At 66.9% G+C, this 15,671-nt stretch carries 7 protein-coding genes; 4 read left to right on the top strand and 3 right to left on the bottom strand.

All coding sequences use genetic code 11. The annotated features are described in order from the left end of the window. Positions 1–33 precede the first annotated feature (33 nt). The 4 genes from nirD to ilvA are packed head-to-tail and all read left to right on the top strand — an operon-like array spanning position 34 to position 3,497. Complete coding sequence (gene nirD / locus EV580_RS00920; protein ID WP_133689284.1) at positions 34–399, top strand: nitrite reductase small subunit NirD; 366 nt, start codon at positions 34–36, stop codon at positions 397–399. Then, positions 371–1,510 carry a uroporphyrinogen-III synthase gene (locus tag EV580_RS00915; RefSeq protein WP_133689283.1) on the top strand — a complete coding sequence of 380 codons (1,140 nt, stop codon included), beginning with the start codon at positions 371–373 and terminating at the stop codon, positions 1,508–1,510. The genes nirD and EV580_RS00915 overlap by 29 nt, the downstream gene beginning before the upstream one ends. Further along, positions 1,507–2,187: a sirohydrochlorin chelatase gene (locus EV580_RS00910; protein WP_133689282.1), complete on the top strand. Its 681-nt coding sequence runs from the start codon at positions 1,507–1,509 to the stop codon at positions 2,185–2,187. Before EV580_RS00915 ends, EV580_RS00910 begins: the two co-directional genes overlap by 4 nt. Positions 2,188–2,216: 29 nt before the next feature. After that, entirely contained in the window at positions 2,217–3,497 is a 1,281-nt protein-coding gene (ilvA, locus tag EV580_RS00905) for a threonine ammonia-lyase IlvA (RefSeq protein ID WP_133689281.1), read from the top strand. Here ilvA and EV580_RS34030 read toward each other — a convergent pair whose 3' ends face one another. The 3 genes from EV580_RS34030 to treY are packed head-to-tail and all read right to left on the bottom strand — an operon-like array spanning position 3,498 to position 15,670. After that, positions 3,498–11,588: a type I polyketide synthase gene (locus tag EV580_RS34030; protein WP_133689280.1), complete on the bottom strand. Its 8,091-nt coding sequence runs from the start codon at positions 11,586–11,588 to the stop codon at positions 3,498–3,500. 58 nt (positions 11,589–11,646) lie between these two features. Then, positions 11,647–13,380 (bottom strand): malto-oligosyltrehalose trehalohydrolase, encoded by a 1,734-nt coding sequence (treZ, locus tag EV580_RS00895; protein WP_133689279.1) that lies wholly within the window; start codon positions 13,378–13,380, stop codon positions 11,647–11,649. Further along, complete coding sequence (treY, locus tag EV580_RS00890) at positions 13,373–15,670, bottom strand: malto-oligosyltrehalose synthase (protein WP_133689278.1); 2,298 nt, start codon at positions 15,668–15,670, stop codon at positions 13,373–13,375. The genes treZ and treY overlap by 8 nt, the downstream gene beginning before the upstream one ends. Between the last annotated feature and the right edge of the window lies 1 nt (position 15,671).

Here is a 15,671-nt window from a genome sequence, read left to right as displayed (position 1 = left end):
ACCCCTCTATCAAGGTCTTGGAGGCTTGAAACCATGACACTTCTCGCGGATACCCGTGCCGGGCTCGACCTGGACAGCTGGACCCCTGCGTGCTCGTTGCGCGCGTTGCTCGCGGGGCGGGGTGCGGCGGTGCTGCTGCCCGACGGTGAGCAGGCCGCGCTGTTTCTCCTTGCCGACGGAACGCTGCGTGCGGTCGGCAATATCGACCCCTTCGGTCGTGCCGCGGTGATGTCGCGCGGCATCGTCGGGGACCGTCGGGGTGAGCCGACGGTGGCGTCGCCGTTGCTCAAGCAGGTGTTCTCCCTTGTCGATGGTCGGTGCCTCGACGACGAGTCACAGTCGCTGCCGGTTTACGACGTCAGGGTGGTCGATGGATTCGTCGAGATCAGAAGTCGCTGACCCGCTGGCCGGCTTTACCGTCGGGGTGACCGCCGCGCGCCGGGCAGAAGAACTCATCACGCTCCTGGAGCGTCGCGGCGCCGCCGTGGTGCACGCACCGGCGATCCGGATCGTGCCGCTGGTCGACGACGTCGAACTGCGCCGGGTGACCACGCACCTCGTCGAGCAGCCGCCGGACCTGGTCGTCGTGACCACCGGAATCGGCTTTCGGGGCTGGGTCGAGGCCGCCCACGGCTGGGACGTGTCCGACGAACTCACTGCCGCGCTGGAGTCCACGCGAATCCTGGCCCGCGGACCCAAGGCTCGCGGTGCGGTGCGTCAGGCGGGGCTCTGCGAGGAATGGAGCCCGGAGTCGGAATCCTCGGTGGAGGTGCTGGAGCGGCTGCTGTCCGAGGGCGTGGAGGGGCTGCGGATCGCTGTTCAGTTGCACGGTGCCGCCAGTGAGTGGGAGCCCGACACCGACATCTGCGACGCCCTGACGCGAGCGGGCGCCCACGTGGTCAAGGTTCCGGTGTATCGCTGGGAGCCGCCGGAGGACTCCAGGCGGGTCGATCAGTTGATCGCGGCGATCATCGGCGCCGACGTCGACGCGGTGAGCTTCACTAGCGCACCAGCGGTGGCGGCCATGCTGGAACGTGCGAAAGCCTCTGGCGCCCTTGATTGTTTGATCAACGCATTGCGTAACAACGTCGCGGTGTTCTGCGTCGGTCCGGTGACCGCGACCCCACTGACCCGGCTGGGAATCGACGCGCGCTACCCGCAGCGCTATCGGCTGGGCGCGTTGGCCAGGCTCATCACCGACGAATTGCCTTGTTTGGCACGGAAATACAGCGCCGGTGGGCACGACATCAGCGTCCGCAGTGCCAGCGTCGAGGTGGACGGCGAGCTCAAGGTGCTGCCGCCGGCCGCGATGGCACTGCTGCGCCGGCTGCTGGTGGCGCCGGGCCTGGTGGTGTCCCGGGAAGAACTGCTGGCCGAGCTGCCCGGCGGCGGTGACGACACCCACGCGGTGGAGACCGCGATGGCCCGGCTGCGTTCGGCCCTGGCCGCGCCCCGGGTGGTGCAGACCGTCGTGAAGCGGGGCTATCGGCTCGCATTGGACGCGACATGACACCAGAACTGATCCTGGTCGCCCACGGCACCCGAAATCCGTTGGGGCTGGACACCATCACCGAGATCGCCGCGGCCGTCGCCGAGCACGTCGGACCGGTGCGCACCGCCTTCGTCGATGTCCTCGGGCCCAATCCGCGTGAGGTGCTGGAAGACACCGCCGGCTCCGCTGTAGTCGTGCCCGCCTTCCTCGCGTCGGGCTATCACGTCAACGCCGACCTGCCGGCCCGGGTGGCCGAGAGTGGCCATCCGGACGTGACCATCACGCCCGCGCTGGGGCCCGACCCGGTGCTGGCCCAGATCATGCACGGCCGGCTGCTCGAGGTCGGCTGGTCACCCGGCGACGCGGTGGTGATGGCGGCGGCCGGATCGTCGGACCCCGCCGCCCGCGCGGAGCTGATGCAGGCCGCCACGCTGCTTGGCGAGCTGGTCGGCGAAGTGCACCTGGGCTTCGTCGCGACCGGCGTGCCGACGGTCGCCGACCTGGTAGCCCGTATCAGAACCGCCGGCCGGCGGGTGTTCATCGCCTCCTACCTGCTGGCGCCCGGGGTCTTCCACACCAAGCTCGGCCAGTGCGGCGCGCACGCGGTGACCGCGCCGCTGGGCGCGCACCCCGATCTGGTGGCACTGCTGGCGCAGCGCTTCGCGGCGCCGGTCAGAGCCACCACGATTCTCTGATTGACCCCCGGTGGTGGCACCATTGAGCGGTGTCCGCCGAACTGAGCCAGCACCGACTGTCAGCGCCGCTTACCGCGGCTGACATCGATGAGGCTGCTCAGCGAATTTCCGGCGTGATCAGCCAGAGCCCGCTGCAGCACAGCGACCGGCTCTCGCAGGCCACCGGCGCCGAGGTCTACCTCAAGCGCGAGGACCTGCAAAGTGTGCGGTCCTACAAGCTGCGCGGTGCCTACAACCTGCTGCGACAGCTCTCCGAGCAGGAACTTTCCGCCGGCGTGGTGTGCTCGTCGGCCGGTAACCATGCCCAGGGCTTTGCGCTGGCCTGCCGCTCGATGGGCGTGCACGGGCGGGTGTACGTGCCTGCCAAGACTCCCAAGCAGAAGCGTGACCGTATCCGCTACCACGGCGGGGAGTTCATCGAGCTGATCGTCGGTGGCAGCACCTACGACCTGGCCGCCGACGCCGCGCTGGAGGACGTCGCGCGCACCGGGGCCACCCTGGTCCCGCCGTTCGACGATCCGCGCACCATGGCCGGACAGGGCACCATCGCGGTGGAGATCCTCGAGCAGCTCGACGGCGAGCCCGACCTGGTGATCGTGCCGGTCGGCGGCGGTGGCTGCATCGCCGGGATCACCACCTACCTGGCGGAACGGACAACGAATACCGCGGTGCTGGGCGTCGAGCCCGCCGGCGCGGCATCCATGATCGCGGCACTGGCCGCCGGCGGCCCGGTGCAGCTCGACCACGTCGACCAGTTCGTCGACGGAGCGGCCGTCAAACAGGCCGGGACGTTGACGTATCAGGCGCTGGCCGCCGCCGGCGACATGGTCTCGGTCACCACGGTCGACGAGGGCGCGGTCTGCACGGCGATGCTCGACCTCTATCAGAACGAGGGCATCATCGCCGAGCCCGCCGGTGCGCTGACGGTGGCGGGCCTGCTGGAGGCCGATGTCGAACCGGGCTCGACGGTGGTGTGCCTGATCTCGGGCGGCAACAACGACGTGTCCCGATACGGTGAGGTACTGGAGCGCTCGCTGGTGCACCTTGGCCTCAAGCACTACTTCCTGGTCGACTTCCCGCAGGAGCCCGGCGCGCTGCGCCGCTTCCTCGACGAGGTGCTGGGGCCGAACGACGACATCACGCTGTTCGAGTACGTCAAGCGGAACAACCGGGAAACCGGTGAGGCGCTCGTCGGTGTGGAACTCGGCTCGGCCACCGGGCTCGACGGACTGCGGGCGCGGATGACCGCCTCCGGTATCCACGTCGAAGCCCTTGAGCCAGGCTCGCCTGCCTACCGGTATTTGACCTGACTACTTGTAGTCCATCTCTGCGGTCAGATCGAATTCGGCGAAAGTCTGCGAAATAATCTCTCGTAGTTCGGTTTTCGAATTTGGTCCACCGAGAAGGTATGCGGAGATCGTGATGACGACCTTCCCTCGCAGCCGCCCCGAAACGACCAACAGCCGCCCGTCGAAGACTTCCAGTGTGCTCTTCGTGATACCGGGCTCGACAGGTGTGACGTACACGTAATCGGCGTCGCTGCCGTCGGGCCGGTTCACCGCCGGGGGCATGTCGCCGACATTGGAACACGTGACGAGGCCGGCACCACCGGCCACCGCGCCTGCCAGTTTCCTGATCACCCATTTCGGTGTAATCGGCACGAGGGGGAGCGGCGCCAGGAATTCGTCGGAGTTGTCCATCGCTTCCAGGGTTGCCTGGGTGATCTTCGCGTGCAATTCCCCGAGCTCGGTCACGGCGTGGCTCGGGTCGGCCCGGACGTCGACAGCCGTAAGGGCATTACCACTGTTATCGTCCTCGGTCCGAATGGTTACCGGAAGTCGTAGCGTGACCGTTCCGTCGGCATTGACATGCCCCACTCTCGCCGCGAGTCTGCAGGCGAATCCAGCTGCCAGCGAGTTACTGTTCCCGCCAAGCTCTTTCGCACGGGCATCCCACTCTGCCAGGTCGACGAATGCGGTCAGGACAGGCACTTCCGCTGCTTGAGCGTTGCCGGCCGTCCGCCGGGCAGGCAATGCCCCCTTGCCCGGTGACGTGAATTCATCGCGACCCTGTCGAGCCCGTCGCATCACGGCCGTCATCGCCCGAGGAATGGCAGGCAGTTCTGCGACGGTGAGTCGTAGATCCTCACGGAATGCGCGGCCGCGGGCGCGAGATCCCGCGGGTGGATAGCCGAGATCGGGCGTCCTGCCCTCAACAGCATCAGCTATCGCCCGGCCGACGGCCATCCCGTCGGCGATGTTATGTGAAACCACCAAAGTCACCGCCGCCCCGCCGTCTTCGAGCGGAAGCACCCCGAGATGCCAGCCGGGTCCGTGCTCGGCGTCGATAGGTCGGCGCGCCCGCTCGTCTGCCCATTCGCTTATTTCGTCGCGCCGTCGCGGCGTAGCGGCGAAGTCGATGTCCTCCGACACCGGGGACAGGACCCAGCGATGACGGGCGAACGGGATCGGGGACCGTTCGATCCTGCGGCCCAACAACCCCACGCCAAGGTTGCGGTGAAACCGCCGTAACCCGTCGACATCGACGCCGCGGTTGTAGACCCAGGTGAATTGAATCAGCGCGCTATGGACCGCTCGCTCCGCGAGATAGGACGCCTGATCTACGAGTGCGAGCCTATTGTCCGGTGCCACTTCACTACTGGTGCTGGTGGCAGCCGCCGCGGCCGTAGGCGCAGCGGTGTCGCTCAGTAGGTCGACGAGGTGCGTCACCAGTGACGTGGTGGTGGGGTGGTCGAAGACCAGGGTCGCAGGCAGGCTGAGCCCAGTGCGGGTGGCCAGCGAGTTGCGCAATTCGACGGCGGTGAGGGAGTCGATACCGAGGTCTTTGAACGCCACGTCGTCGTGCAGAGCGTCCGGGTCGGGGTGGGCCAGCACCGCGGCGGCAGAACCGGCAACCATGGCGGTCAAGGTGTGTCGCTGTTCTTCGGCGGTTTGAGCGGCCAGCGTTTCGCGAAGTGCCGATGCGCTCGCGGTAGCGGTGCCGCTGGTGGTTTCGGTGGTATCCGGTCGTGACACCACGTCGTTGAACAGCGGGTGTGAGCGGCGAGCGGTGAATGCGGGCAGGAATCTGTCCCATGAGACGTCGGCGATGGTGATCAGCGTGTCGTGTGCCTCGACCGCCTGTTGCAGTGCGGCCAGCGCAGTCGTGGGCGGGATCTCGTTGAGTCCGATTCGTTCGAAAGAGTCGAGAACCTCGGCCGGCATGTTGCCGGACTCGTCTGCCCACAGCCCAAACGCCGGTGCCAGCACAGTGCGGCCGTTGGCCCGCAACCGCGCCGCCAGCCCATCGATGTGGGCATTGGCGGCGGCGTAGGCGCCCTGGTAGGCGCCGCCCCACGTGGCAGCGGCGGAGGAGAACAGAATGAAGGTTTCCGGTGGGTCGTCGTCGAGTAGCTCAACCAGGTGTTCGGCCCCTACGGCCTTGGCGGCATAACTGTCGTAGAACACCTCGGCTGTCAGGTCGGTGATGGTGTTCCATCCGATGGCCGCCGCGGCATGTACGACAGTGTGAATGGGTCCGTGTGCGCTGCGAATGTCGGTCAGGACGGTCGCCAGCGCCGACCGATCGGTCAGATCGACCGATACCGATGTCGTGGTCACTCCGCGGGCTTGGAGCTCACTCGCCAATTCGGCCAACTGCGGATCGGTTGCCGCACTTCGGCTCAGCAGGACAATGGGATTGGCGCCCGCTTCGGCCAGCCAGCCGGCCAGGTGTTTACCCAAACGCCCTGTCGCACCTGTGATAAGCGCCGGTCCCGACGGATTCCAGCTGTGGGGACGGTCCAAGAGTTCCGACGGCAGCGAGGCCTCGATCAAGCGACGCGCGCTCACCCCGTGGCTACGTATCGCAAGTTGGTCTTCTGCTTGCGGGCAGCTCACTATCGCGTAAAGCTGCTCGATGTCGCGTGGTGTAGCGCTGGGCGGAAGATCGATCAACCCGCCCCACAGATCGGGATGTTCGAGACAGGCCGACTGCCCTAGCCCCCATACCGCGGACTGGCTCGGCCGCGCGGCACCGTCGTCGGGGGATACCGAAACCCCATTGTGGGTGACCACCCACAACGGCAATCCAAGACCGGAATCGCAATGGGCTTGTGCGACAAGAAGTGTGGCGAGCACGCCGACCGTCAGCCCGGGAAAATCCGGGTGCTCCCGGTCATCTGTGGCCAGGAACGAGATGATCCCGTCGCAATGAGCGCGGGTGGCGGCCGTGGTCAACAGGGCCGATAAGGAGCTCCTGTCGACCTCGCCCGGATCGACAGTGAGCAGTTCTACCGAATCCGCATACCGCTCCGACAAGCCGGTTATCCACCCGTCATCGGCTTGGTCGGGGGAGGCCAACACGAGCCATCGGCGCCGGGTCGACGGGAACGTATTCGGCGTTGTTGCTCGCCAATTGACTTGGTAGCGAAGCTTATTCGCCGCGGACCGGAGACCAAGGGTGCTGCGCCACTGCCGCATCGCATGGACGACGGTTCCCAGTGGTGCCGCGCTGTCGCCGTCGCTCAAACCCAACAGCTCGGCGACCGTATCGACTGCGTCATCGTCGATCGCCTGCCATAGCGCCCCTTCGGCCGGACTGCTGACGGCGGCGGGCGCCGGGGTGGGTGTTATCCAGTAGTGGCGGTGTTGGAAGGCGTAGGTGGGCAACGCGACGCTGCGGGCTCCTGGGTACAGGGCCGACCACGCCGGGCTCTGTCCGTGCGTGTGCAGCTGCGCCAACGCGGTGGCCAGGCTGTCGCGGTCGGACCGGTCGCGATGCAACGTGATGACCACCGCCGATTGGGCCGAATCTGTCGATTGGGTCACGGTGTCGGTGATCGCAGGGGCCAATACCGGGTGCGGGGACAACTCCACAAATGTGGTTTGGCCGGCAGCCAGAAGCTGGGCTACCCGGTCATGGAACCGCACCGGCTCGCGCAGGTTGCGGTACCAGTACTCGGCGGTCATCGTGGTGGTGTCGAGGGGATTGGTGTCGAGCGCCCCTCCCACGGTGGAGTACAAGGGGATGTTGGAGGCTGTGGGCTTCAGGTCGGCCAGTTCGGCCAGCAGCCGCTCACGTGCCGGTTCCACCTGAGCGGAATGCGAGGCGTAGTCGACGGCGATAAGCCGGAAGTGGATGCCGTCGCGATCGCATGCCGCACTGAACTCTTCCAGCGCGGCGGGGTCTCCGCTGACGATGGTGTGCGACGGGCCGTTGACCGCGGCGATGCTGAGAGCATCGCCCCAGGGGTGCAGGAGCGGCTCCACCCGCTCGGCCGCCAGCAGCACCGACGCCATGCCGCCGGTACCTCGCAGGGCGCGCAGCGCCTGACTGCGCCGGGCCACCACCGCGACGGCCTCGGGCAAGGTCAACGCTCCGGCGATGTACGCCGCGGCGATTTCGCCCTGAGAGTGACCGATCACCGCGTCGGGAACGATCCCGTAGCCGGCCAACACCTCGGCCAGCGAGACCATCATGGTGAACAGCACGGGCTGAACCACATCGACTCGGTCCAGCGCCGGGGCCGACGGCTCCTGACGTAAGACCTCGCGGACTGACCAGCCGACCAGCGGTCGCAACGCTTCATCACAGGCATCGACGGTTTCGGCGAAGACGCGGTGGTGTTCGTAGAGTTCCCGGCCCATGCCCTCGTACTGTGCGCCTTGGCCCGGCAGGACGAACACGGTCTTACCCCGAAGGCGGGCCAGGAAGTGGTGGCGCACCAGATGCGGATGGGGTTCGTCGCTGCGCAGAGCGTCCAGAGCGCTCAGCAGGTCGTCGCGCGCGGTGCCGGAGTCCGCCGGGGTAGCGATGGCAGCCCGATAGGGGTGATGCGCGCGAGTGGCGCCCAGGCTGTAGGCGACATCGGTCAGATCCAGATCGGGATTGCCGGTCAGGAAACGATGGAGCCGATCGGCTTGCGCGCACAATGCCGCAGGGGTGCGCGCAGATATCGGCCACATCCGCACTCCGAAGTCGGCGGTTGCGGTTCGTTCAACCGGTTCGGCCGCCGGGGGTTGTTGCAAGATCAGGTGCGCGTTGGTGCCGCTGATCCCGAAGGATGACACTGCCGCCGTGCGAGGATGATCGGTTTCCGGCCACGGAACAGGTTGGGCGAGAAGGCGAACGGTGCGGGTCGACCAGTCGATGCCGGGGCTGGGGTGATCGACGTGCAGGGTCGGGGGCAAGCTGTCGTGGTTGAGCGCCTCGATCATCTTGATGATTCCGGCGACGCCGGCGGCCGCCTGCGTGTGGCCGATGTTCGATTTGATCGAGCCCAGCCACAACGGGTGCGAATCCCCGTGCGCCGCACCGTAGGTGGCGAGCAGTGCACCGGCCTCGATCGGGTCGCCCAGCGTGGTGCCCGTGCCGTGGGCCTCGACGACGTCGACCTGATCCAGTCCGACACCGGCGTTGGCAGCGGCCTCGGTGATGACGCGTTGTTGGGCAGGCCCGTTGGGCGCGCTCAATCCGTTGGAGGCGCCGTCGGAGTTGACTGCCGATCCCGCGATGACCGCCAGCACCGGGTGGTTGTTGCGGCGCGCGTCGCTGAGCCGTTCCAGGACGACCATAGCCGCGCCCTCACCCCAGCCGGTGCCATCGGCGTCGGCGGAGAATGCTTTGCAGCGCCCATCGACTGCAAGACCCCGTTGCCTGGCGAACTCGGTGAACACCGCTGGTGTGGCCATCACGGTGACCCCGCCGGCCAGCGCCATGCTGGACTCGCCGCTATGCAACGACTGACATGCCAGATGGGTGGCTACCAGCGAGGACGAGCACGCCGTGTCGACGGTGATCGCGGGTCCCTGCAGACCCAGCGTGTAGGAGATGCGCCCGGAGGCAACGCTGGGAGACCCGCCCGTCATGGCGTACCCTTCGGCGCCCTCGGAACCCCCAGCGCCATAGTCTTGGGCCCAGGCCCCGAGGAACACTCCCGTCTTCGAACCGGCCAAACCGGCGGGATCGATCCGGGCGTTCTCCAGTGCTTCCCAGCACACCTCCAACACCAGCCGCTGTTGTGGGTCCATGGTTCGGGCCTCGCGGTCCGAGATTGCGAAAAATTCCGCGTCGAAGTCGGCCGCCTCGGCCAGAAACCCTCCCACTCGGGTGTAGGTCTTGCCTACGGCATCGGGGTCGGGATCGAACAGGTTCGCCAAATTCCAGCCGCGGTCAGTCGGAAAAGGGCCGAGCGCTTCGCGGCCACTGGCCACCACATCCCACAACCCCGCCGTCGATTCCACACCACCGGGGAATCGACAAGCCATGCCCACCACGGCAATTGGCTCCGCCGATTCGGCTCGTGACGCCACCTGCGCCGCGGCGGGGACAGATCCGCTCAACAGGTGCCCCAGATGGGTGGCCAGCGCATTCGGGGTGGGGTGGTCGAAGGCCAATGTGGGCGGCAACGTCAGCGCGGTGACGTTCTTGAGTCGGTCGATCAACTCGGTCGCCTTCACCGAGTCGAATCCCAGATCCCGGAACGGGACCTCCGGGTCGATGTCGTCGGGGCTGAGATTGTCCAGCACACTCGCCACTTGGGCTCTCACCAGTCCGAGGAGGATGTCCTGCTGCTGCGCACGCAGAGTGCGCAGGCGTTGCGACCACCCGGAGTCCGCCTCCGGGGTGACATCGGTGTCCTCGGCCGCTTGGCGCGCCGGCGGTCGGATCAGCTCGTCGAGCCGGGTGAACGTGCCGCCCAGATAAAGCTTCAGCGAATCCCGTCGCCTGACCTTGCCGCTGGTGGTCAGCGGAATCGAATGAGGCGGCACCATGACGAGGTCGGCGATCCCCAGTTCATGGGTCCTCGAAACCGCGGCGGTGATCTTGCGCTTGACGTCGGTTACTCGCTGCGCGGCCTCCTCGGAATCGCCACGGGACTTGAATTCGACGATGGTGACCAGCTTTTCGACACCGTCTTCGTCGGGAACCGCTACCGCGACGACACGGCCCGCGGTGATCTCCTGGATCGTCGCCTCGATATCGTCGGGCGCGTAATTGCGTCCGTAGACGATCAGTAGATCCTTGATCCGGCCGACGATGAACAGTTCATCGTCGGAAGCGAACCCCAGATCGCCGGTTCTCAGCCAGGGCGACTCGGGCGTGCCGTCAGCCGGATCGACAAGCGTTGCCCCGAACGTGCGTTCCGTTTCTTCCGGCTTCTGCCAGTACCCGTCACACACATTGTCGCCGTGCACCCAGATCTCCCCGACAGTTCCCTCGGGACATTCGACCCGGGTCTCGGGATCGACGATCCGCACCGTGGGTGACGGCGGCAGGCTGTAGCTGACCAACGACGTGCCTTCGCCGGATGCGCACCGCGACGCCTGGCCGGCGATCAACTTGTCGGACTCGAAGTGCACGGTCTGCGGTGGTTGGCCCGCTTTTGTGGTCGTCACGTACACCACGGCCTCGGCGAGCCCGTACGAGGGCCGCAGCGCCTCAGGGCGAAAATTGAACGGGGCGAACCGCTCTGCGAAGCGCCGCAGCGTCCGGGGGTTCACCCGTTCGGCGCCATTGACGATGTTTCGCACGCCCGCCAGGTCAAGCCCGGCCAGGTCGTCATCTGAGGTTTTTGCTGCCGCCAACTCGAACGCAATGTTCGGACCTGCCGAAAACACCTCGCTGTTGCTGGCCATCAACTGCATCCACCGCGCCGGCCGCTGCAGGAAAGCCGGCGGACTGGTCAGCACGGTGCGAAATCCGCCGAAGATGGGAAAGGCGACGTTCGTGATCAATCCCATGTCGTGGAAGAACGGCAACCACGACACCACGGTGCTGTCCGGCGGAACGCCGTGCCCGTAATACGCGGAGAGCAACTGCTCGCAATTGACTCGAAGGTTCTCGTGCGAAACCATGACTCCCGCCGGCGTGCGGGTCGACCCGGAGGTGTACTGCAGATGCGCGACGCGCGGCAGGCTCACTGTCTCCGCGCCGGATTCCACCTCGAGATCAAGGTCCAGCAAGTCGACCTCGACGACCGATGGCGCGGCCTGGCCGGCGCTGCGCCGGAGGTACTCGGCGAGGCTGCCCACAACGGCCGATGTGGTGAGGATCGCGGACGGCGACGCGTCGAGAAGTACCGAACTGACGCGCTCATCTTCCGACCCGGACACTGGGAGCGGTAGCGGAACCGCGATCTGTCCGGCCTCCAACGCGCCTAGGAAGGCCACGAGGTACTCGAATCCTTGTGGCGCGAGAATGACGGCGCGGTCGCCGGTTGAACCACACGACCTGAGCGCACGCGCGACGTTCGACGTCCGCCGGTAGAGCTGCGCCCAGGTCAGGGTCTCGGCAACTCCTGCGGGATCCAGCTCGTAATCGACATAGGTAACTGCTTGCTCATCTGGCTGCGTGCGGGCACGCTCACGTAAAACCCCCGGGAGGGACGACTCGTCCACAGCGGATGACGATACCGCCGAACCTGAGAACGACCTGAGCGTTTGACAAATTATTTACTCACGCGTCGACCCCGGTCAGCGCTACCAGCACGGAATGGCCGGGCAGGGTCGAACCGCCGGGTCTCACAGCGGGATCACCCCAGTGCAGCAACACCTCGCCGGTGACCGGAACCCTGGCCGTTTGCTCGCCGAGGTTGCAGGCGATCGCAACTCGGCCGCGGCGCATCACGATCCAGCGCTCGTCCTCGTCGTAGTCGACCACCAGGTCACCCAGCCACGCGTTTGCCATGTCGGGCTCGTCGTCGCGCAACGCGATCAGACCGCGGTAGAACTCCAGCAGCCGGGCATGGTCACCGCCGGCGATCTCGGTCCAGTCCAGCTTGGATCGCAGGAAGGTCTGCGGATCCTGCGGATCTGGCACATCGTCGGCATCCCACCCGTGATCGGCGAACTCCGCCTTGCGTCCCTCGGCCGTCGCGATCGCCAGCTCCGGCTCGGGATGGGAGCTGAAGAACTGGAACGGTCGAGACGATCCCCACTCCTCGCCCATGAAAAGCATTGTCGTATAGGGCGATCCGAAGACCAGCGCGGCTTTGATCGCGAGCTGGCCGAAATCCAGGTTTTGCGAGGGCCGATCGCCGACCGCCCGGTTGCCGACCTGATCGTGGGTGGTGGTGTAGGCCATCAGCCGGGTGGCCGGGATCAGCGCCCTGTCCAGCGGCCTGCCGTGCCTTCGGTGCCGGAACGACGAGTAGGTGCCCGCGTGGAAGTAGCCGTTCTGCAGGGTGCTGGCCAGCGTGGCCATCGAGCCGAAATCGGCGTAGTAGCCCTGCCGTTCGCCGGACACCGCGGTGTGGATGGCGTGATGGATGTCGTCGTCCCATTGGGCGGTCAGGCCGTAGCCTCCGCGATCCCGGGGAGTGATCAGTCGCGGATCGTTGAGGTCACTCTCGGCGATCAGCGACAGTGGCCGGCCCAGAACCGCTGAGAGCGCATCGGTTTCGGCGGACAGTTCCTCGAGGATATGGATGGCCGTGTTGTCGACGAGCGCGTGCACGGCGTCCAGCCGCAGGCCGTCGACGTGGAAGTCGCGCATCCAGCGCAGCGCGCATTCGATGATGTAGTTGCGCACCTCGTCGGCGTCCGGCCCGGCGAGGTTGACGCCCTCGCCCCACGGGTTGCTCACGGCGGACAGATACGGTCCGAACCGGGGAAGGTAGTTACCCGACGGGCCGAAATGGTTGAACACCGCATCGATCAGCACGCCGAGCCCGCGGGCATGACAGGCATCGACCAGACGCGCCAAACCGTCTGGGCCGCCGTAGGGTTCGTGCACGGCGTACCACAGCACACCGTCGTATCCCCAGCCGTGGCTGCCGTTGAAGGCGTTGACGGGCATCAGCTCGACGAAGTCGACCCCGAGATCTACCAGATAGTCCAGCTTCTCGATGGCGGCCTCGAAAGTGCCCTCGTCAGTGAATGTTCCGGTGTGCAGCTCGTAGATGACGGCACCCTCGATCGAGCGACCGGCCCACTGCTGATCCGACCACGACACCGCCGCAGGATCCCACCGCTGCGAGCGCTCATGCACGCCGTCGGGCTGACGAGCCGACCTCGGATCGGGCAGCACAGTCGGATCGTCTTCCAGGACAAAGCCGTAACGGGCATCGGGCGCGCAATCGACGTCGGCGCGCCACCAGCCGTCGTCGCCGGACGTCATCTCGTGCAGCTGCCCGTCGACGTCGAGGCGCACGAGCTTGGGCAGTGGTGCCCACACCGCGAATTCAGGCATCAGACCTCTCCAACAGCACAACGGGCAGCTCGCCGAACACCACGCCTGCGGGGGTCGGTCCGCTGAATCGTGAACCGGTCAGCCGGTCGGTCCACACCCCGTCCGGCAACGGCAGAATCGTGTCACCCCAGCCGTCGTGACGCAGCCGGACGGTCCAGCGGGTGACCGCGACCAGCACGTCGGAACCCCGGGTGAACGCCACGACGTGGTGGGCGGCGCTCCCGGTCGCGAGCACCGGCCGATACTCACCTGACGTGAATGTGTCGGGACGATCCCGGCGGGCCTGCAACGCACCCCGTACGACCCGAATCTTGGGGTGCGACAGACGGTCCAGCTCACCGGCGCGCACGGCGTAGTCGACCGGTCGGCGGTTGTCGGGGTCGACCAGGCTGTCCTCCCACAATTCGGTGCCCTGGTACACATCCGGGATACCGGGCACGGTCAACGCCAGTAGCTTCTGGCCCAGTGCATCGCTGTGCGCATGAGGTTCGAGCTGCACCACCAGCCCGGTCAGCTCGGTGGCGACCGGGCCGTCGACGACCGCATCCAGCCAGGAGTGCACGGCGTCTTCGAACTCGGTGTCCGGGTCGTTCCACGACGTGTGCCACGCGGCCTCGCGGATCGCCTTCTCGGCGTAGGCGTGCAGCCGCTCGCGCAACTCATCGGTGACCACGCCGTCAGCGGGCCACACCCCGAAGATGTTCTGCAACAGGAACAGTGCGGTCGTGGCGTCGGGTGCCGGCGTCGTGGTCTGCCAGCTGGCCACGAACTCGGCCCACAGCGACGGCACCTGCGACAGCACCCCGATCCGCGCGCGGACATCCTCGCCGCGCTTGGTGTCGTGGGTGGACAGGGTGGTCATCGATTGCGGCCACAGCCGGCCGCGGACAGCGGCGCTGCGGTGGAACTCGGCGGCACTGATACCGAAACACTCGGGCTCGCCGCCGACTTCGTTGAGCGACACCAGGCGCGGATCGCGGTAGAAGTAGCAGTCCTCCACCGCTTTTGCCGTCATCGCCCCGCAGAGCTGCTGCAACCGCGCGGCCGGCTCGGCGGACACCAATGCGGCCGACACCAGTTCCAGCGGTGCGGCCAGCGCCGGCTGCTCGGTGACCGTCTGCGCCAACGCGGCCGACAGCAATGCCGAGAGATTCAGGTAGTCCGACCGGTACACGCCGACATTCGTGAGCAGTGCGACCACCGCATCGGGCAGCTGCGGGTGGTCAACACCCACGGCGCTGACGATCGAGCGACACACCCTGGCAAGCTCACTGGCCAGGGTGGTGGTGGCCGTGGCGATCTTCAACTGACGCAACATCTCCGGCGCAGAGGAACACTCGAACCCGGCCTCGCCTGCCAGATCGGTCAGCGCCTCGGCGCCGGTCGGGTCGACGAAGATGCCGCCCACCTCGCGCAGCACGTCGTAGCCGGTGGTGCCGTCGATCGGCAGGGTCGGGTCCAGCGGCTCGCCGACGCCCAGAATCTTCTCGATCACGATCCAGGCTCGCGGCCCGATCAGATCGCGGAGCAACCGAAGGTATCCCGTCGGGTCGGTCAGGCCGTCGGGGTGATCGATGCGCACCCCGTCCACCAGATCGTCGCGGAACCAGCGGGCCACTTCGGCGTGCGATGTCTCGAATACCGCAGGGTCCTCCTGGCGCAGCCCCGCCAGCGAGGTGATCGAGAAGAACCGGCGATAGCCGCACACGCCGTTGCGCCAGCCGATGAGTTTGTACGCCTGCCGGTCGTGCACCTCGGCGCCACTGCCGGCGCCGGTGCCGGGAGCGATCGGAAACGCGAGAGTACCCAGCCGCAGCGTGTCGCCGTCCACCGTCAGGTCGGCCACATCGTCATCAGAACCCAGCACCGGCAACAGGATTCGGCCGTCGGGATCCACCGACCAGTCGATGTCAAAGAACGCCGCGTAGGCCGAATCGCGACCGTGGCGCAGCACGTCCCACCACCACGGATTGCGTTCGGGCTGATCCACCCCGACATGGTTGGGGACGATGTCGACGATCAGCCCGAGGCCCCGCGCCTTGGCGGCCTCGGCCAGCCGGGCCAGCCCGTCGGGGCCGCCGAGCTCGTCGGACACCGCGGTGGGATCGGTGACGTCGTAGCCGTGGGTGGAGCCCGGGGCCGCGGTCAGGATGGGGGACAGGTACAGGTGCGTGACACCCAGGCCGTCGAGGTAGTCGAGGAGTTTTTCGGCGTCGGCCAAGGTGAAAGCGTCACCGGCCGAAGGGCCGCGCAGCTGAAGGCGATAGGTGGACAGCACCGGGAAGGCCATA

Source organism: Mycobacterium sp. BK086 (assembly GCA_004362315.1).
GTDB lineage: Bacteria > Actinomycetota > Actinomycetes > Mycobacteriales > Mycobacteriaceae > Mycobacterium.
This window is presented reverse-complemented; position numbering and strand designations above follow the sequence as displayed.